This window comes from Streptomyces sp. DH10 (assembly GCF_029813805.1).
GTDB lineage: Bacteria > Actinomycetota > Actinomycetes > Streptomycetales > Streptomycetaceae > Streptomyces > Streptomyces coeruleofuscus.
Genome location: NZ_JARVKU010000010.1, coordinates 237,142 through 255,402 on the forward strand (window position 1 = coordinate 237,142; position 18,261 = coordinate 255,402).

The following is an 18,261-nucleotide window of genomic DNA, read 5'->3' on the forward strand; positions in this document are numbered from 1 at the left end:
AATGACCAGCGAGACGGAGACCGGCGGCGTGACCGGTACGCAGGACAAGGACTACAACCTGATCTGGTACGTCGAGGCGTGCCTGAACAACGCCCTGCGTCTGGAGAGCTACATCCAGGACGCGGAGCGTGCCAAGGACACCGAGGTCGCGGACCTGTTCCGCAAGGCCCAGGCGGACAGCCGCAAGGGTGCCGAACTGGGCAAGAACCTCCTGCGCGCACGCCTCAACGGCGGCTGAGGCCCCACCGGGGTCACGAGGCCCGGACACCGCCGGCCGGCGGGTCCGGGCTCTTTACAGGTCTGCGGCCCTTTGGTGTGCCCGGCTCTTCCATGAGGTCAGAGCCGGAAGACCCGGCTCACCCGCTCGGCGAGTTCGTCCTCCGACAGCGTGAGGTCGACGGTGACGGTCGGCAGCCGGAGGCGTGCGGTCTCCTCGCGGAGGCGCTCCGTGAACATGTGGTCCCGTGCCGCGATGTTGCGGTCCGCCCGCTCCGGGTCACTGGTCCTCCCCGTGAAACTCCCGCCCGGCGTGGCCCGGCTCGTGAACGCGGCCTGCCGGAACTCCGGTGTGGGAAGGAGCCAGACCGCGTGTCCGGGCTCGGTGAGCAGCGGTTGCACGAGGTGCGGCAGCAGGCGGAAGCCCTCCACGACGACACACGCCTCCCGAGGCATGCGCAGCAGGTCCTCGACGATCAGCCCGAAGCCCTCACCGCGAAACCAGTGGAACGTCTCCAGCATGGTCTCCGGAGACCGCTTCACCCAGCGCTCGTCCATGTCCATGGCCATGAACTCGTGCAGCAGCGGGGCCTCGTCGGGAGTCGCACGGCGGGCGTGATCCCCCATCACATCGTCGGTCGAGTACACACGCCAGCCCTGCGGCTCGGCGAGCCTGCGGGCGATCGTGGACTTGCCCGCACCGCTCCCGCCCCCGATCCAGTAGACGTGCCGCATGCCTCTGCTCTCCCGTGATCGCGCTCTGAATTGTCAGTGGTGGATGCCACGATGCCGACAGCTCACCATCCCATCCCGGACGAGGAGGAGCTGATCGTGCGCAGGCCGGTCGAGGGAGAGGTTCATGTGGATTACGGCCAGATCTACGTCGAGACCGATCCGGACAATTTCGGGCAGGGCCTCTCGGAGGCGTTCGCGGGGCAGAGTGTGGGACTGTGCGGGGCGGCGACACCGGGCGCCCTGTGGCTGAACACCGGGCTGCACACGGGCGACGTCGGTTTCACGGTCGAGGTGCACGAGCAGGCGCCGCCGCTGGATCCGGCCTGGGAGGACGTCGTGGAGGTGTCCTTCCGCCCGGTGTCGGCGGACAGCGCGCTGGTGGAGTGGGGAGGGGGAGCCTCCTGGCAGCTCGGCCTGGAGGAGACCGACTACCGGGTGCGGTACTGCGCCCAGGGCATGGACCGGGCGAGCGAGCGGGACGTCCGCCTGGACGGCGAGCCCCCGCTCGACTGCTACCTCCTCCAGTTCTGGCCCGCCCCGCCCGAGCCGGACCGTGTGCTGAAGCAGACCTCGCAGGCCGCCGCCTATTGGCACCGCCACGCCCGCGAACTGCCGCCGCCTCCCACGCCCGCCGAACGCGCCGAAGCCGAACGCCAGATCCGCCTCGCGCAGGAGACGGCGGAACGGGAACGCAGGCTCGCCTTCGAACGATGGCAATGGGGCGGACAGCCACCGAGCCAGGCCCTGCGCGACGTCGGAGGCAACGTCAGCGGCCTGCTCGAGTTCGACCCCGCCCTGGTCCACGCGATCGACGCCTCCGGCCCCGCCACCCAGCGCGCGGTGGCCGTGTTCGCGGCCCGCCGGGCGTGCGAGGTGGCCGGTCTCACCGCCCTCGACTGGGTCGCGGACGCGCTCACGGCCGTGGCCGAAGGCCGCCCGCTGCCGCCGCCGTTCGACGACGAAGCCCGCATGTGGCAGAGGCTTGCCACCGACCCGCGTGTACCGGCCCGGACCGTCGGCAGGGCCGTCCCGCCCGAGCGGCCTCCCTTCCGGCCGTCCGCCTCTGCGGACGATCCCATCCCGCAGCCCCAGCAGGCGGCACCGGCTGTGGTGGGCCCGGCGGCCGCCGTGGTGGAAGCGGCGGCCGCCAACTCCGCCATGTGTGCCGGGGCGTTCACCATCGGCCGGCCGGATCCGTCCGTACGGATGTCGCAGCCGCACATGGCCCTTCCCGCGGTGACCGGCGCCGCCGAACCCGCCCCGCTCCGGGCGGCCCTCGACGCGGTGTCCGCGGCCGTCGACGCCTACGGCGAGAACCACCCGGCCCTCCTTGCGGAGGTGTGGTCCGTGTGCGAGGGACGGCACGGGTAGCCGGCGTCTGACCGGTCCCTGGTTCACGCACACCGACCAAGGCCGGCAGCGCCCTGGAAACGAGGACCGCGGTGGCGGTGCCGGGCACAACTGGTCGCGGTTCGCAAGTGCGGCGCGTACGGGCAGCGGCACGTGACTGACCCCGCTCCGCCGGGTACCCGGGTCCGCCAGGACCGGCCGGGCGGCCGCTCGGCGCCGACCCGGTCGGCCGCCGGTCATGAGCCGAAGGAGCCCACGCATATGACGGACGTATCCGGTACCGGTCCCGCTCCGGGCGATGACCGCGAGGTCCTCACCAACCGCCAGGGCCATCCGGTCTACGACAACCAGAACCAGCGCACCATCGGCGCCCGCGGGCCCGCCACGCTGGAGAACTACCAGTTCCTGGAGAAGATCAGCCACTTCGACCGGGAACGCATCCCCGAACGCGTCGTGCACGCCCGCGGCGTCACCGCCTACGGGCACTTCGAGGCCTACGGCACCTGGGGCGACGAGCCGATCAGCCGCTACACCCGGGCCAAACTCTTCCAGGAGCGCGGCAAACGCACGGACGTGGCCGTCCGCTTCTCCACCGTCATCGGCGGACGCGACTCCTCCGAGGCCGCCCGCGACCCGCGTGGTTTCGCGGTGAAGTTCTACACGGAGGACGGCAACTGGGACCTGGTCGGCAACAACCTCGGTGTCTTCTTCATCCGTGACGCGATCAAGTTCCCCGACGTCATCCACGCCCTCAAGCCGGACCCGGTGACCTTCGAGCAGCAGCCCCGCCGCATCTTCGACTTCATGTCGCAGACGCCCGAGTCCATGCACATGCTCGTCAACCTGTTCAGCCCGCGCGGCATCCCCGCGGACTACCGCCACATGCAGGGCTTCGGCGTCAACACCTACAAGTGGGTCAACGCCGACGGGGACACCAAGCTGGTCAAGTACCACTGGATGCCCAAGCAGGGCGTGCGCAGCATGACCGAGGAGGACGCTGCCAACGTCCAGGCCGACTCCCTCGGGCACGCCACGAAGGACCTGTACGAGTCGGTGGCCCGCGGCGATTACCCGGAGTGGGAGCTGCTCGTCCAGATGATGGACGACCACGACCACCCCGAGCTCGACTTCGACCCGCTGGACGACACCAAGACCTGGCCCGAGCAGGACTTCCCGCCGAAGCCGGTCGGGCGGATGGTGCTCGACCGGATGCCGCAGGACTTCTTCGCCGAGAACGAGCAGATCTCCTTCGGCACCGGCGTCCTCGTCGACGGCCTGGACTTCTCCGACGACAAGATGCTCGTCGGCCGGACCTTCTCCTACAGCGACACCCAGCGCTACCGGGTCGGCCCGAACTACCTGCAACTGCCCGTCAACCAGGCCAAGAACGCGGATGTGCGCACCAACCAGCGCGACGGCCAGATGGCGTACCACGTGGACGGCGGCGGCGAGAACCCGCAGGTCAACTACGAGCCGTCGATCACCGGCGGCCTGCGTGAGGCCCGCTACCCGACCCACGACGAGCAGGGGCCCGTGATCGAGGGGCGGCTCACCCGCAAGCGCATCCCCCGCACCAACGACTACATGCAGGCGGGCCAGCGCTACCTGCTCCTGGAGGACTGGGAGCGCGACGACCTGGTGAAGAACTTCACCGACCTGCTGTCCCAGTGCGACCGGCCGGTGCAGGAGCGCATGGTCTGGCACTTCCTGCTGGTCGAGAACGACCTCGGTCTGCGGGTCGGCGAGGGGCTGGGCATCGGCCCCGAGGACGTGGCCGGTCTGGAGCCGCTGGCGAGCCAGGACCTCACGGACGAGGACCGAGAGCGCCTGGTCAACCTGGGCAAGAACCCGCCGCGCGACGTCGAGGGCCTCACCATGACCCACTGCGTGCCGGACGAGCGGCACGTCGTGACCCGGTGACCGGTCACCCCGTCAGGGCGCCACGGGCCACCGCGAGGGCCTGGTCCGCGTAGCTCCGGCCGAACAGCACGGCGTGCACCAGCAGCGGGAACAGCTGGTGCACGCCGACGCGCTCCGGCCAGCCGTCGGCGAGCGGCGCCTCCTCCTGGTAGCCGTCCAGCACCTCCTCCAGGTGCGGGCAGCCGAACAGACGCAGCATCGCCAGGTCGGTCTCGCGGTGTCCGCCGTGCGCGGCCGGGTCGATCAGCCGGACCTGTCCGTCGGCCGCCCACAGCACGTTGCCGTTCCACAGGTCGCCGTGCAGCCGCGCGGGCGGTTCGGCGGGCCCCGCCAGCTCCGGCAGTCGCTCGCACAGACGCTCCACGTCGGTCGCCTCACCGGGCTGGACGGTCCCTTGGTCGACCGCGCGCCGCAGATACGGCAGCACACGGTGCTCGGCGTACCAGCCCGGCCAGTCGGTGCCGGGCTCGTTGCGCATCGGGGCGAGCCCGATGTACGCGTCCGCCGGACCGTCCGGGGGCGGCGCGCCGAACGCGGGCGCCCCGGATGCGTGCAGGGCGGCCAGGTCACGGCCGAAGCGGACCGCCGCCTCCCGGCTCGGCCGCCCTTGCGCGACCCAGTCGACGACCAGCCAGTTCCCGTCGTGGCCGTGCACGGCCGGTACCCGCACCGTGCCCGCGCCGGCCAGCCAGCGCAGCCCGGCCGCCTCGGCCCGCGTGGCCTGCGGATCGTCGGCACGCTTGGCGATCACCACCCGCCCGTCGTCGAGTGTGACCTCGGCGAGGGCCCCGGACAGCGGCCGTTCCCCCGTGACAGCCCGCCCCGTGAGCCGGGCCACGACATCCGCAGGGGTGGTCATACGCGCTCCTCCCTCGGGTCCGAGCTTGATCGAACACCCAGAGTACGACCGCGCCCCCGGTGGCCCGGCACTCAGCCTTCGGACCCGCAATCGACGTCCAGCAACTGGATCGGCCGCGTCGCGTCCAGGTCGACGTACGCCGTGAAGTCCGCCTTGTCGGACCCGCCGTTCCAGTACGTGCTCACGGTCGCCCAGCCGACCCCGGCGGACTGGGCCGTGGTGACCGGACCGATGTCGATGGACGCGGGGAGGTTCTGCGCGCACAGCAGGACGTCGAACTCCGGGTTGGCCGCCACCTTCTCCTTGAGGTGCGGCGAGATCCCGTACGTGCGGGCGAAGTCGCCGGGGCCGTGCTCGCCGTAGAAGTCCTCGAGGAAGGTGTGGATCTCCTCGGCGGTGTACCGGTCGCCGGTGCCGGCGGTGGACGCGGCGGCGGCCGGGACGGCCGCGGCGGCGATGCCGAGGGCGGCGACGCAGCCGACGGCGAACGCGCGCCGGCGGCCCGGACGGGCAGTGGTGCGGAACATTCTGGTACCCCCGTTGTGGTCTTCTCTCCGCGCTCCCCGGGTCGCGGCGGACCGTTCGCCGGGGGAGCCGATCCCTGGAGTAGACCTCTCGTACCGTGCCGCCGTTGCGCGGCGCTCTGCGGCCGTTTCCATTCCGGGACATTCGCCACGTCCCGGTCACGCGGGACGGTGAAATCCCGCCGCCCGCCGACAGAACCGGCCGCAGCCGGGGGACCAGTCGGAGCATGACGAGTTCATCGTTCCAGCGCACCATCGCCCTGCCCGCCCCTGTGTGCGAACAGGCCGCACAGCACCTGGAGCAGGCCGCGCACCGGGCCATCGACGGGGCCGCGATCCCCCTGAAGGCGTTCCGCGCGGCCGCCGACAACGACTTCATCCTCCCCGCGACGATCGTCGAACAGGCGGCGGCCTGCCTGCTGGTCCTGGCCACGGAGACCGCCCAGACCGTCCGTCCCTCCGCCCTGCGCGCCACCATCAGCGTCGCGCTGCGGCTGCGGGACGCCGCCGAGCTGTCGCACCAGCCGGCTATCAGCAGCAGGTTCTGGTAAGGCGGGGGTGGCGGCGGGGCCTGTGCGTCAGGTCTCGCGGAAGGCGACATCGACCTGCTTGCGGCGCAGTTCCTCCAGCGTGACGCGCTGCCGCCGGGCCCGTTCGATGAGGTCGTCGAGCTGCCGCGCGTCGAGGCGCGGGTCCGTGGCGGCCAGGTCGCGGAGCGTCTGCCAGCCGGCCGTCTTGCCCTCCACGCCCAGGCCCATCGCCTCCAGCTCCCACAGCGTGCTCAGCGGGGAACGCCGCACCAGGCTGCCGTTGCTCTTCAGCCGGCCCATCTGCTCGGCCGCGCGGCCCGCGTAGACCTTGTAGCGCCGCACCGGCACGTCGAGCCGCCGCATGATGTGGAGCAGGCTCGCCCGGTCCTCGGCGATCTCGGCGGCGACCGGGGCCAGGGCGTCGCCGAGCGCCGTACCCCGGCAGGAACGCAGCAGATAGCGAATCCGGGCGGTCCCGGCGGTGGCGCCGGCGAGATGGTCGTTGAGGTAGATGCCCAGCAGCGACATGTCGGTGGCCGGAGCACGGTGGGCGCCCGGCGGATCCGTTCGCTGTTCCGTCATGACACTGCTCCTGTCCTGCTCCGGCCCTGCCCCGGGCCGCGGCCCGAACAGGGGATTCACCGGACTTGTCCGGCTGCGGAAGGCTACGCGGGGCGGGTGCCCGGGACCTTCCCGGCGAAACGGGATCAGCTCCCTGCGTGCGGGCCTCGTCTCGGTGTGGCCGAGGCCACAGCCTGGACGAGGTCCCGATCACGTCCGGGGGCGCGGGGCGGCGGCTACCGTCTACGGGCAGATCCCCGCTTCCCACCCCTCGGACGGCCTGGCAGTGCAAGCAGACCTCTCTCCTGTCATCGCGGCGACCGCCCAGTGGCTCACCCGCGCCTTCCCCGCCACCGGCGGGGCGCTTGCCTCCGCCCTGTGCGAGGTGCAGGCCCGGCAGGCCGTGACGGTCGCGGCATGGCTCAGGTACCCGACGGTGATGGACGCCGCCCTGGTCGACGTGGCGGGCCCGGGCGGCTCCGCGCGGCTGGACTGGCTCACCGGCGCCGACGCGTCCCTGGGCGACGACGTGGACGCACACGCCTGGCGCACCTGGGTGGACGAGGTCGTGGCCAGCTGGGCGGCCAGTCTGCTCACCGACCCGGAACTGGCCGCCCTGGCGGTGGCCGCGCTCGCCGAGGGCAGCCACAGCACCGGCGCACCGGCCGAGTTCCGCCGGCTCGTCGCCCCCGACGACAGCGACCAGCGCGCCGCGGCCCTGCTGCGCCACCCCGACCTACTCGCCCCCGTGGCCGAACTGCACCACTCCCAACTCCTCCACCGCCTGCTCCCGGGCCGCACCCTGATCGCCTGACGCGGGGGCTGCTGCCCCTACCGGCTCACGGCGGCCTCGGCCCGCCGGCCTTGGGCGTGCCTGGCTGCCGGTCCACGAGGGTTGGCTCGCCGGTGGGTCGGGGCCGCCGTTGCCCTGCCCGGATGGCGCCGGCCTCTCGGCCCGCGACGGGCCGCTCGTCCACGAACGTGCTGATTTCCCGTTCTGTGATGGCGCCGACCATCTAATCCGCGACCCCGTGCTGGACCACGGGCCCGCGGCGACGTCGGTTCCCCGGTCCGCGACCGGGCCGGCCCCCGTTCGCGACCCGCACCGGGCCCGTCCGCGACGGTGTGGGTCCGCCGGTCCGCAACCGGCTCGGCCCCGGCGCGAACCGCGCTGGTTCCCCGCCCCGCGACTGCGCTGGCCAGCCCATCTCCGACCGGGCTGGGCCTCGGTCCGCCCGGGCGGTGCCCTCCTCGGCCCGCAGCCCTGCGGCGGCCTCGATCCGCCGGTCAGCCCCGGATGTGCCCACCGATCCGAGCCCTGTCCCCATCGCTCCACGCAGGCCGCGCGAGCACCCCCGCTCCCAGCTCCCTCCACCCACCCCCGACCTGCCCGAACACCCGGTAACCCCACCCCCTCACCCTCCGTGACTCACCGGTTTGCCGTACGCGACCGTGCCGTGGTCGCGGCGTCGGCGGACGCTGATCGTGGGCTCGACGGCCTCCGGCCACCCTCAGCGGTCCGAGGCGCACACCGTCGTGCCGGGCCGTACGCCGCTGACGGAGGAGAGACCCGAGATGACCACCGCCCTCTCACGGAGCTGGGAACACGCCGTCGTCACGGGCGGCGCCGGGTTCGTCGGTTCCCACCTGTGCGCCGCCCTGCTGGACGCGGGCGCGGCCGTCACCTGTGTGGACGACTTCTGCACCGGCCGGCCCGAGAACATATCCCCGCTGCTCGAACGGCCCGGCTTCACGCTCGTGCAGGCCAACGTCGCCGAGGGCCTGCGGATCAAGCGACGGCCCGACCTCGTCCTGCACTTCGCCTCCCCGGCGTCCCCGGCGGACTATCTGCGACTGCCGCTGCACACCATGGAGACGGGCAGCCTCGGCACCCGCAACGCCCTGGAACTCGCACGGTCCTCCCGGGCCCGCTTCGTCCTCGCCTCGACCTCCGAGGTCTACGGCGACCCGCAGCAGAACCCCCAGGACGAACGCTACTGGGGCAACGTCAACCCGGTCGGCCCGCGCAGCGTCTACGACGAGGCCAAACGCTTCGGCGAGGCGCTGACCACCGCCCACGCCGACACCCACGGCACCGACACCTGCATCGTGCGGCTGTTCAACACCTACGGCCCGCGGATGCGCGGCCACGACGGACGCGCGGTACCGACCTTCGCGCGGCAGGCCCTGGCAGGCGAGCCCCTCACCGTGACCGGCGACGGCCGGCAGACCCGGTCGCTGTGCTACGTCGACGACACCGTCCGCGGCATCCTCGCGGCGGCCGCCCACGGCATGCGCGGCCCCGTCAACATCGGCAACCCGACCGAGATCACGATGCTCGACCTGGCCCGGCTGGTCGTCGAACTCGCCGGCTCCCCGTCGGAGATCCGCTTCATCGAACGCCCGGTGGACGACCCGGCCGTGCGCTGCCCGGACATCACCCTGGCCCGCGACAAGCTCGGCTGGGAACCGCGGGTGCGCGCCGAGGAGGGGCTGCGGCGCACGATCGCCTGGTTCCGCGAGGACGGAACCGACGTCTGACCCACGACCGACCCGCCCGGGCACCCCCGCACGACCGCGTCCGGATTCGTCCCGACCGCCGAAAGGCCCGCCACCCCCATGCGCATCCTCGGAATCAACGCCCTGTTCCACGACCCCGCCGCCGCCCTGGTGATCGACGGGCGGACCGTCGCCGCCGCGGAGGAGGAGCGCTTCTCCCGGCGCAAGCACGGGAAGCGACCCCTGCCGTTCTCCGCCTGGGAGCTGCCCGAGAAGGCCGCCGCCTGGTGCCTGAAGCGGGCCGGGCTGCGCCCGCAGGACCTCGACGCGGTCACCTACTCCTTCGACCCGGCACTGGCCCGGCCCGCCGAGGACATGGGTCTGGACGACCCGTGGGACCACCTGCGGCTGACCTACGCCCGCGAGGCACCCGGGTTCCTGCGGACGGCCCTGCCCGGCCTCGACCCCGGCATCGTCCGCTTCGTGCCGCACCACATGGCCCACGCCGCGTCCAGCGCCTTCGCCGCACCGGACGCCGGCGACTCCTCCGTACTGGTCCTGGACGGCCGCGGCGAACGCGCCTCCCACCTGGCCGCACGCCGCGTGGGTGACCGGCTGGAGGCGCTGCACGCGCAGGACCTGCCGCACTCGCTCGGACTCGTCTACGAGGAACTCACCGAACACCTCGGCTTCCTGCGCTCCTCCGACGAGTTCAAGGTGATGGCGCTCGCCTCCCACGGCACGCCGCGCATGCTCACCGAACTCCGCCGCCACGTGTACCCGACGGGCGACGGCGGCTTCCACGCCACCGGCGTGCCGTGGCACGAGCTGTGCGCGCCGCGCGGCGCCGACGAGCCGTGGACGCAGGATCACGCCGACGTCGCCGCCAGCGCCCAGGCCGTGCTGGAGGAGACCCTGCTCGACCTCGTGCGCTGGCTTCACGGCCGTACCCACGACCAGGTGCTCACCCTCGCCGGAGGCGTCGCCCTCAACTGCGTCGCCAACTCCCGTATCGCACGCGAGGGCCCCTTCTCCCGGGTGTGGGTGCAGCCCGCCGCCGGAGACGCCGGCACCGCCCTGGGCGGCGCCCTGCTGCTGTCCGCCGGCGAGGGCGACGAGCCGGAGCCCATGACCGGCGCCGACCTCGGCCGGGACTGGTCCGACGCGGAGCTCGGAGCCTGGCTGAAGACGGCCGCCGTGCCCTTCGAACGGCCCCCGGACATCGCCGCCACCGCCGCCCGCGCCCTCGCCGACAACGCGATCGTCGCCTGGTTCCAGGGACGCTCCGAGTACGGCCCCCGGGCGCTCGGCCACCGCTCCCTGCTGGCCCACCCGGGGCACGCGGGCAACCTGGAACGGCTCAACGACGTCAAGGGCCGTGAGCAGTTCCGGCCCGTCGCCCCGATGGTCCTCGCCGACCGCGCCGCCGAGATCTTCGACGGCCCGCTGCCCAGCCCGTACATGCTGTTCGTGCACGACGTCGCCCAGGAGTGGCGCGAACGCATCCCCGCCGTCGTCCACGTCGACGGCACCGCCCGCATCCAGACCGTCGACCCGGGCCGCGAACCGCTGGTGGCCCGCATGCTCGGCGAGTTCGAGCGGCTCACCGGACTGCCCGTGGTCGTCAACACCAGCCTCAACACCGCCGGGCGGCCCATGGTCGACGACCCGCGCGACGCCCTGGAGTGCTTCGGCTCCTCGCCCGTCGACCTGCTGGCCATCGGCCCGTACGCCGTCCGCCGCGGTGACCTGTTCCGTACCGAGGACGCCGGAGGCCTGCGATGACCGGGCCCGAAACCCGTACGCGGGACGCCGAGTACGCCGTCGTCGTCCCGACCCTCGGCCGGCCCAGCCTGCGCGCGTGCCTGCACGCCCTGGCCGAGGCGAGCGGACCGGGGCCGGTCCGGGTGGTCCTCGTCGACGACCGGCCCGGCCCGGCCGGCCCGCCCCTCACCGCCGACGTCCCGCCCTCCCTGCGCTCGCGCACCATCGTCGTACCCGGCGGGGCGCGCGGACCCGCCGCCGCACGCAACCTCGGCTGGCGGGCGGCCGGTGACGTGCCCTGGATCGTCTTCCTCGACGACGACGTCGTACCCGGCCCCACCTGGGGCGACGACCTGACGCTCGACCTGGCCGCGGCGACGGAGCGGACCGCCGGGATCACCGCCCGGATCGAGGTACCGCTGCCCGCCGACCGCCGCCCGACCGACTGGGAACGCAACACGGCCTCACTCGCCACCGCCCGCTGGATCACCGCGGACATGGCCTACCGCCGGGCCGCGCTGACCGCCGTCGGCGGATTCGACGAGCGCTTCCGGCGGGCCTTCCGGGAGGACGCCGACCTCGCCCTGCGCGTCCTCGACGCCGGCTGGACGCTCACCGGTGGCCGGCGCACCACCACCCACCCCGTGCGGCCGGCCGGGCGCTGGACCTCCGTCCGTTTCCAGGCCGGCAACGCCGACGACGTGCTGATGACCCGGCTGCACGGCCGCCACTGGTGGCGCCGGGCGGAGGCGCACCGCGGGCGGCTGCCCGTCCACCTGGCCGTCACCGGGGCGGGGGTGACCGCGCTCGGCTGCGCCCTGCTCGGCCGGCACCGGCCGGCAGGGGTCTGTGCCGCCGCGTGGCTGGCCGGCACGACCGAGTTCGCCCTGGCCCGGATCCTGCCCGGGCCGCGCACCCGCGACGAGGTGCTCACCATGGTCGTGACCAGCGCGCTCATCCCGCCGGCCGCGACCTGGCACTGGCTGCGCGGGCGACTCGCCCATCGGACGGCCCGGCCGCTCACCCCGCTCGGGACCGGCGAGCCGGCGCCCGCGGCCCGCCCGGCGGTCAGGGAACGGCTGCGGTCATGACCCGGCCCACCGGTCCATGGCTGCTCTCCGGGGCGTACGGGCCCACCGGCGTGCGGCAGCCCCCGCACGAGCCCGGCGGCCGGCTCCCCGCGGCTGTCCTCTTCGACCGCGACGGCACGCTCGTCGCCGACGTCCCCTACAACGGGGCCCCGGCGCGGGTCGCGCCCATGCCGGGGGCCCGGGAGGCCGTCGACGCGGTGCGCGCCGCCGGGATTCCCGTCGGCGTCGTGACGAACCAGTCGGGCGTGGCCCGTGGTCTGCTGACCCCCCGCCAGGTGGAGGACGTACGCCTGCGCGTGGAGGAACTGCTCGGGCCGTTCGCCGTCTGGGCCGTGTGCCCGCACGGGCCGGGGGAGGGCTGCGGCTGCCGCAAGCCCGCACCCGGTCTGGTCCTGGCCGCGTGCCGCAGGCTTGCCGTCCCGCCCGAACGCACCGTCGTCATCGGCGACATCGGGGCCGACGTGGAGGCCGCGCGCGCCGCCGGGGCCCGCGGCATCCTGGTCCCCACGGCCGCCACCCGCCCCGAGGAGACCGAGGCGGCCGACACCACGGCAGCCGACCTGCTCGCCGCGGTCCGCCTCGCCCTCGACCCGCCCCCGGTCGCCGCGCCGGCGGGACCGGCACGACCGGATCCCGGTAGGGCGACGGGGGAGTGGCGGAGCAGCCCGACCGGGCCGGCCGGCGAACCGCGCCGCCACCGGGCCGCGCCGGCGGCGGTACCGCGGTCACCCCGCCCTGCCGACGGGGGAGCCGCGATGATCCCCTTCCGTTCCCGCGGCCGCCTGCCCCGGACCCTCGTCGTCCGCCTCGACAGCGCCGGAGACGTGCTCCTGGCCGGGCCCGCCGTGCGGGCCGTCGCGGCCGGGTCCTCGTACACCGCGCTGCTGTGCGGGCCGCAGGGCGCCGCGGCGGCGCGGATGCTGCCCGGGGCCGACGACGTGCTGATCTACGACGCCCCCTGGGTCGGGCTGGAGCCGCCGCAGGTCACGCGGGCGGCCACCCGCCAGTTGATGGAGACGCTCACGGCGGGCCGCTTCGACCGGGCGCTCGTCCTCGTGTCGTACCACCAGAGCCCGCTGCCGATCGCCCTGCTGCTGAGGCTCGCCGGAATCGGATGGACCGCCGCCGACAGCGAGGACTACCCGGGCGCGCTGCTCGACCTGCGCCACCGCAGACCGCCGCACCGCCACGAGGCCCTCGCCGCCCTCGACCTGGCCCGCGCCGCCGGCTACGCCCTGCCGCCCGGCGACGACGGCGGGCTGCGCGTCACACCGCCGCCCCCCACCACCCACCTCACCGGCCCCGAGCCGTACGTCGTCGTCCACCCCGGCGCCGCCGTCCCCGCCCGCGCCTGGAGCCCCGGCCGGGCGGCACGGGCCGTCGCCGCCCTGTCCGCCGAGGGATACCGGGTCGTCGTCACCGGAGGCCGCGCCGAGCGGGAGCTGACCGCGCGGGTCGCCGGGCGGCACGCACTGGACCTCGGCGGCGCCACCGACCTGCCGCACCTGGCCGGAGTCCTCGCCGGGGCACGGGTCGTCGTGGCCGGGAACACCGGCCCGGCCCATCTCGCCGCCGCCGTCGGCACCCCCGTCGTCAGCCTGTTCGCACCGGTCGTGCCGGCCGAACGGTGGGCCCCCTACGGCGTACCGCACGTCCTGCTCGGCGACCGGTACGCCGCCTGCGCGGACACCCGGTCCCGGCACTGCCCCGTGCCGGGACATCCCTGCCTGGACGGCATCGGCGACGCCGAGGTGCTCGCCGCCGTGGCGGCCCTCACGGACGACCCGGCGGACCAGGGAGAACAGACGGAGCGAGGAGCGGCCGTATGAACATCCTGCTGTGGCACGTGCACGGTTCCTGGACGACCGCGTTCGTCCAGGGCCCGCACACCTACCTCGTCCCCGTCACGCCGGGCCGCGACCCGGACGGCCTGGGGCGGGCCCGCACCTTCTCCTGGCCCGCCTCCGTGCGCGAGGTCACGCCCGGGGAACTCCGCGACACGTCCGTCAACCTGGTCGTCCTGCAACGGCCGCACGAGCTCGACCTGGCCGAGCGGTGGCTCGGCGGACGCCGCCCCGGCCGGGACGTGCCCGCGCTGTACCTGGAACACAACGCGCCCGACGGCGACGTACCGGACACCCGGCATCCCTGCGCCGACCGCGCCGATCTGACGATCGTGCACGTCACGCACTTCAACCGGCTGTTCTGGGACTGCGGAACCACCCGCACGGAGGTCGTCGAACACGGCATCGTCGACCCGGGCCACCGCTACACCGGCAGGCTCGCGCGCGCCGCGGTCGTCGTCAACGAGCCCGTGCGACGCGCCCGGTACACCGGTACCGACCTGCTGCCCGTTCTGGCCGAGGCGGTGCCGCTCGACGTGTTCGGCATGGGCACCGAGGGCCTGGCCGGCCGGCTCGGCCTGCCACCGGACCGGTGCCGCACCGCCGACCTGCCCCAGAGCGAGCTGCACACGGCCATGGCCGAACGCCGCATGTACCTGCACCCGGTGCGCTGGACCTCCCTCGGCCTGTCCCTGTTGGAGGCGATGCACCTCGGCCTGCCCGTCCTGGCCCTCGCCACCACCGAGGCCGTCGAGGCGGTACCGCGCGGCGCGGGCGTCCTCTCCACCCGCCCCGAGGTCCTGGCCCGTGTCGCCCGCCGCTACCTCCACGAACCCGAGGCCGCGGCCGCGGACGGAGCCCGCGCCCGGCAGGCGGCCCTCGAACGCTACGGGCTCAAGCGCTTTCTGGCCGACTGGGAGCGCCTGATCACGGAGGTGTGCTCATGACCCCGTCCCTCAGCCCCTTCCCCACCGGGCCCCTCGGCGGCGACCCCCTCGACCCGGGGGTCCTCGCGATCGCGCTCGTCTCGGAGCACGCGAGTCCCCTCGCCGCGCTCGGCGGGGTCGACGCCGGCGGTCAGAACGTCCACGTCGCCTGCCTCGCCGGGGCGCTCGCCGACCGCGGTCACCGCGTCACCGTCTACACCCGCCGGGACGCGCCCGACCTGCCCTGCCGGGTGGAACTGCGCGACGGCGTCGAGGTGCACCACGTCCCCGCCGGACCGGCCGAGCCGCTCCCCAAGGACGAGCTCCTGCCGTACATGGGCGAGTTCGGCCGCTACCTGGCCCGCGGCTGGCGCACCCGGGCCCCCGACCTCGTGCACTCGCACTACTGGATGTCGGGCCTGGCCGCCCTGCGGGCGACCCGCGCGCACGGGCTGCCCCTGCTGCACACGTACCACGCCCTCGGCACCGTGAAGCGACGGCACCAGCGCCACGCCGACACCAGCCCGCCGGAGCGGATCCCCGGCGAGACCGAGATCGGGCTGGGCTGCGACCGGGTCGTCGCCACCTGCCGGGACGAGGCCGCCGAACTGACCCGCATGGGCATACCCCCGCACAAGATCGGCATCGTGCCGTGCGGAGTCGACCCCGATCGGTTCAGCCCGAAGGGCCCGGCCGCGCCACGCGGACCCCACCCGCACCGGCTGCTCCAGCTGGGCCGGCTGGTGCCGCGCAAGGGCGCCGCGGTGGCCGTCGCCGCGCTGGCCCGGCTGCCCGGAACCGAGCTCGTCGTGGTCGGCGGGCCGCCGGCGGACCGGCTCGACGACGACCCGGAGGTGCGGCGGCTGCGCGGCATCGCCCGGGACGCCGGCGTCGCCGACCGGGTCCGCTTCACCGGCGCCGTGCCCAGCGAGGAGGTGCCGCCGCTGCTGCGCTCCGCCGACGTCGTGGTGTGCCCCGCCGACTACGAACCCTTCGGCATCGTCCCGCTCGAAGCCATGGCCTGCGGCGTGCCCGTCGTGGCCAGCGCGGTCGGCGGGCAGCTCGACACCGTCGCCGACCCCGGCACCGGACGGCTGGTGCCGCCCCGCGACCCCGAGGCCCTGGCCCGCGCCGTTGCCGGGCTGCTCGCCGACCCGGCGGCCCGCGCCGCGTGCGGGGCGGCCGGCCGCCGCCGGGTCCTGGCCCGCTACGGCTGGGGCCAGGTCGCCGCGGCCACCGAGGCCGCCTACTGCGAGGTCCTCGACGCCGAGCCCGCCGCGACGGGCGCCGGCTGAAGCGATCCGTCCCCGACCCGCCGGCCGTCGCCGACGCCCGAAGACCGAAGGAGGTGCGGGTCCGCCACCGTCCACCGGGCGGCGGCACGCCCGAACAGCATGAGCGAACACCCTGCACACCACGCGCTCGATGCCGCCCGCCTGCACTGCCGGTCACTGGACGAGGCACTCGGCCGGTTCCGCGGGCACGGCCTCGAACGGATCGCGGACTGGGGCAGCCGGCTCGCCGACGTCCTCACCGGCGGCGGCCGCCTGCTCGCCGCGGGCAACGGCGGCAGCGCCGCCCAGGCCCAGCACCTCACCGCCGAACTGGTCGGCCGCTACCGCCAGGAACGCCGCGCCTACTCCGCGCTCGCCCTGCACGCCGAGACCTCCAGCATGACCGCCATCGGCAACGACTACGGCTTCGACCACGTCTACGCCCGCCAGGTCAGCGCCCACGGCCGCCCCGGCGACGTCCTGATGCTGCTGTCCACCTCCGGCCGCAGCCCCAATCTCATCGCCGCGGCCGTGACCGCCCGGCAGGCCGGACTGCGCGTCTGGGCGCTCACCGGGCGCGGCCCCAACCCCCTCGCGGAAGCCGCCCACGAAGCCCTGTGCGTCGACGCCGGCAGCACCGCGAACGTCCAGGAGATCCACCTCGTCGCCGTCCACCTGCTCTGCGAGTGCTTCGACACGGCCGTGTCCACACCGCTCGCACGGCGCACGGTCCTCACCCACGGGAGCACCTCATGACCGGACCGGAACCGCTCGCGGTCGTCGGTGACGTCCTCCTCGACGAGGACATCGAAGGCGTCTCCACCCGGCTCTCCCCGGACGCCCCCGCCCCCGTCGTCGACGTCACCGGCGACCGGCGGCACCCGGGAGGAGCCGGACTGGCCGCCGCTCTCGCCGCCCGCGGCGGCCGGGACGTGGTCCTGGTGACCGCGCTCGGCGACGACGACGCCAGCGAGGCTGTACGGCGTGACCTGCGCGGGCGGGTCCGGCTGCTGGAGCTCCCGCTCAAGGGCACCCTGCCGGTCAAGACCCGCGTCCTCGCGGGCGGCCGGCCCGTCGTCCGCATCGACCGGGGCGGTGGCACCCCCGGCGAACCCGACGACGCGGTCCGGGAGGCACTGGCGAACGCGAGCGCGATCCTCGTCGCCGACTACGGGCGCCACACCGCGGGCGCTCTGCGGCCGCACCTGGAGGACGCCGCCCGCCGCACCCCCCTGGTGTGGGACCCGCACCCCAAGGGCGACCCGCCCGTGCACGGGGCCCGGCTCGTCACCCCCAACGCGGCGGAGGCACGAGCCCTGTACCCCGGCTCCGGAGGGACGTCACTGGGCGCGTACGCCGAGCGCGGGACGCGGCTCGCGGAACGGTGGCGCGCCGCGGGAGTCGCCGTCACCCTCGGTGACCGCGGGGTGCTGCTGGCCCGGCCAGGCTCCGGTACGCCGATGCTCGTGCCCGTGCCCTACCGGGCCGCCGGGGACCCCTGCGGCGCGGGCGACTGCTTCGCCGCGACGACGGCGGCGGCCCTCGCCGACGGCCTGCTCCCCGAGGAGGCGCTGCAACGGGCCGTCGCCGAGGCCGCAGCGTTCGTCGCGGCAGGCGGCGCGGGCAATCCCGACCTGTGGCGCACCGAGCCGCCGCCCGGCCCCGCGGACGACGCCGAGACCGACGCCTTCGCCCTCGCGGAGAGCGTCCGCGCCCGGGGCGGCACCGTGGTCGCCACCGGCGGCTGCTTCGACCTGGTGCACGCCGGTCACGTCGGCCTGCTGGAGAGCGCCCGGCGCATCGGCGACTGCCTCATCGTGTGCCTGAACTCCGACGCGTCCGTCACCCGCCGCAAGGGCCCGGGCCGCCCGCTCAACCCGGCGGCGGACCGCGCCCGCGTCCTCGCCGCGCTCGGCAGCGTCGACGCCGTCGTGGTCTTCGAGGAGGACACCCCCGAGGCGGTACTGGCCCGACTGCGCCCGGACGTCTGGGTCAAGGGCGGCGACTACTCCGTCCAGGACCTGCCCGAGGCGCAGGCGCTGCGCACCTGGGGCGGCCAGGCCGTGGTCCTGCCCTACCTCGACGGCCGCTCCACGACCTTGCTGACCCGTCGGGCGGCGAAGGCGGCGACGGTGGCTCTGCGGCCGTCGGGTTCCTGATGTCCCCGC

General features: G+C 74.6%; 17 protein-coding genes and 1 pseudogene. 14 read left to right on the forward strand and 4 right to left on the reverse strand.

Features of this window, described 5'->3' with window-relative positions; translation table 11 throughout:
- Position 1: 1 nt before the first annotated feature.
- Positions 2 to 238 carry a hypothetical protein gene (locus QC385_RS22240; RefSeq protein WP_020276938.1) on the forward strand — a complete coding sequence of 79 codons (237 nt, stop codon included), beginning with the start codon at positions 2 to 4 and terminating at the stop codon, positions 236 to 238.
- 98 nt (positions 239 to 336) lie between these two features.
- On the opposite strand, the gene QC385_RS22245 is transcribed toward QC385_RS22240, so the two are convergent.
- Entirely contained in the window at positions 337 to 951 is a 615-nt protein-coding gene (locus QC385_RS22245) for a hypothetical protein (RefSeq protein WP_279543070.1), read from the reverse strand.
- A gap of 51 nt (positions 952 to 1,002) precedes the next feature.
- Between QC385_RS22245 and QC385_RS22250 the strand changes: the two genes are divergently transcribed.
- Together QC385_RS22250 and QC385_RS22255 are read left to right on the forward strand one after the other, a co-directional pair.
- Positions 1,003 to 2,322 carry a hypothetical protein gene (locus tag QC385_RS22250; RefSeq protein WP_279543071.1) on the forward strand — a complete coding sequence of 440 codons (1,320 nt, stop codon included), beginning with the start codon at positions 1,003 to 1,005 and terminating at the stop codon, positions 2,320 to 2,322.
- 240 nt (positions 2,323 to 2,562) lie between these two features.
- Positions 2,563 to 4,221, forward strand: coding sequence for a catalase (locus QC385_RS22255; protein WP_279543072.1), 1,659 nt, complete (start codon positions 2,563 to 2,565; stop codon positions 4,219 to 4,221).
- Positions 4,222 to 4,225: 4 nt separating this feature from the next.
- Here QC385_RS22255 and QC385_RS22260 read toward each other — a convergent pair whose 3' ends face one another.
- Both QC385_RS22260 and QC385_RS22265 read right to left on the reverse strand, forming a co-directional pair.
- Positions 4,226 to 5,080, reverse strand: coding sequence for a fructosamine kinase family protein (locus QC385_RS22260; protein ID WP_279543073.1), 855 nt, complete (start codon positions 5,078 to 5,080; stop codon positions 4,226 to 4,228).
- A gap of 71 nt (positions 5,081 to 5,151) precedes the next feature.
- Complete coding sequence (locus tag QC385_RS22265) at positions 5,152 to 5,607, reverse strand: hypothetical protein (RefSeq protein ID WP_279543074.1); 456 nt, start codon at positions 5,605 to 5,607, stop codon at positions 5,152 to 5,154.
- A 224-nt stretch (positions 5,608 to 5,831) separates the two neighbouring features.
- Here QC385_RS22265 and QC385_RS22270 point away from each other — a divergent pair, with 224 nt between their 5' ends.
- Positions 5,832 to 6,155: a hypothetical protein gene (locus QC385_RS22270; RefSeq protein ID WP_279543075.1), complete on the forward strand. Its 324-nt coding sequence runs from the start codon at positions 5,832 to 5,834 to the stop codon at positions 6,153 to 6,155.
- Between the two features lie 27 nt (positions 6,156 to 6,182).
- On the opposite strand, the gene QC385_RS22275 is transcribed toward QC385_RS22270, so the two are convergent.
- Entirely contained in the window at positions 6,183 to 6,716 is a 534-nt protein-coding gene (locus QC385_RS22275) for a hypothetical protein (protein WP_279543076.1), read from the reverse strand.
- Positions 6,717 to 6,981: 265 nt separating this feature from the next.
- On the opposite strand from QC385_RS22275, the gene QC385_RS22280 reads away from it, so the two are divergent.
- The 10 genes and pseudogenes from QC385_RS22280 to rfaE2 all read left to right on the forward strand — a co-directional run bounded on the left by QC385_RS22280 (position 6,982) and on the right by rfaE2 (position 18,252).
- Entirely contained in the window at positions 6,982 to 7,509 is a 528-nt protein-coding gene (locus QC385_RS22280) for a hypothetical protein (RefSeq protein ID WP_279543077.1), read from the forward strand.
- 761 nt (positions 7,510 to 8,270) lie between these two features.
- On the forward strand, positions 8,271 to 9,236 hold the full coding sequence (locus QC385_RS22285) for an NAD-dependent epimerase/dehydratase family protein (protein WP_279543078.1): 966 nt from the start codon (positions 8,271 to 8,273) through the stop codon (positions 9,234 to 9,236).
- Positions 9,237 to 9,314: 78 nt separating this feature from the next.
- The gene (locus tag QC385_RS22290) at positions 9,315 to 10,979 is read left to right on the forward strand and encodes a carbamoyltransferase family protein (RefSeq protein WP_279543079.1); all 1,665 of its coding nucleotides are present in this window, start codon (positions 9,315 to 9,317) and stop codon (positions 10,977 to 10,979) included.
- Positions 10,976 to 12,049: a glycosyltransferase family 2 protein gene (locus QC385_RS22295; protein WP_279543080.1), complete on the forward strand. Its 1,074-nt coding sequence runs from the start codon at positions 10,976 to 10,978 to the stop codon at positions 12,047 to 12,049. The genes QC385_RS22290 and QC385_RS22295 overlap by 4 nt, the downstream gene beginning before the upstream one ends.
- Positions 12,046 to 12,540: pseudogene (locus QC385_RS22300) on the forward strand (D-glycero-alpha-D-manno-heptose-1,7-bisphosphate 7-phosphatase); the annotation flags it as partial. The gene QC385_RS22295 and the pseudogene QC385_RS22300, both read left to right, overlap by 4 nt.
- Before the next feature lie 264 nt (positions 12,541 to 12,804).
- The gene (locus QC385_RS22305; protein ID WP_279543144.1) at positions 12,805 to 13,878 is read left to right on the forward strand and encodes a glycosyltransferase family 9 protein; all 1,074 of its coding nucleotides are present in this window, start codon (positions 12,805 to 12,807) and stop codon (positions 13,876 to 13,878) included.
- Positions 13,875 to 14,840 (forward strand): glycosyltransferase, encoded by a 966-nt coding sequence (locus tag QC385_RS22310; RefSeq protein ID WP_279543081.1) that lies wholly within the window; start codon positions 13,875 to 13,877, stop codon positions 14,838 to 14,840. The genes QC385_RS22305 and QC385_RS22310 overlap by 4 nt, the downstream gene beginning before the upstream one ends.
- A complete protein-coding gene (locus QC385_RS22315) occupies positions 14,837 to 16,114 on the forward strand; it encodes a glycosyltransferase (protein ID WP_279543082.1) in 1,278 nt (425 codons plus the stop codon). The genes QC385_RS22310 and QC385_RS22315 overlap by 4 nt, the downstream gene beginning before the upstream one ends.
- 99 nt (positions 16,115 to 16,213) lie before the next feature.
- Positions 16,214 to 16,849: a D-sedoheptulose-7-phosphate isomerase gene (locus tag QC385_RS22320; protein WP_279543083.1), complete on the forward strand. Its 636-nt coding sequence runs from the start codon at positions 16,214 to 16,216 to the stop codon at positions 16,847 to 16,849.
- Complete coding sequence (gene rfaE2 / locus QC385_RS22325; protein ID WP_279543084.1) at positions 16,846 to 18,252, forward strand: D-glycero-beta-D-manno-heptose 1-phosphate adenylyltransferase; 1,407 nt, start codon at positions 16,846 to 16,848, stop codon at positions 18,250 to 18,252. The genes QC385_RS22320 and rfaE2 overlap by 4 nt, the downstream gene beginning before the upstream one ends.
- Positions 18,253 to 18,261: the final 9 nt, after the last annotated feature.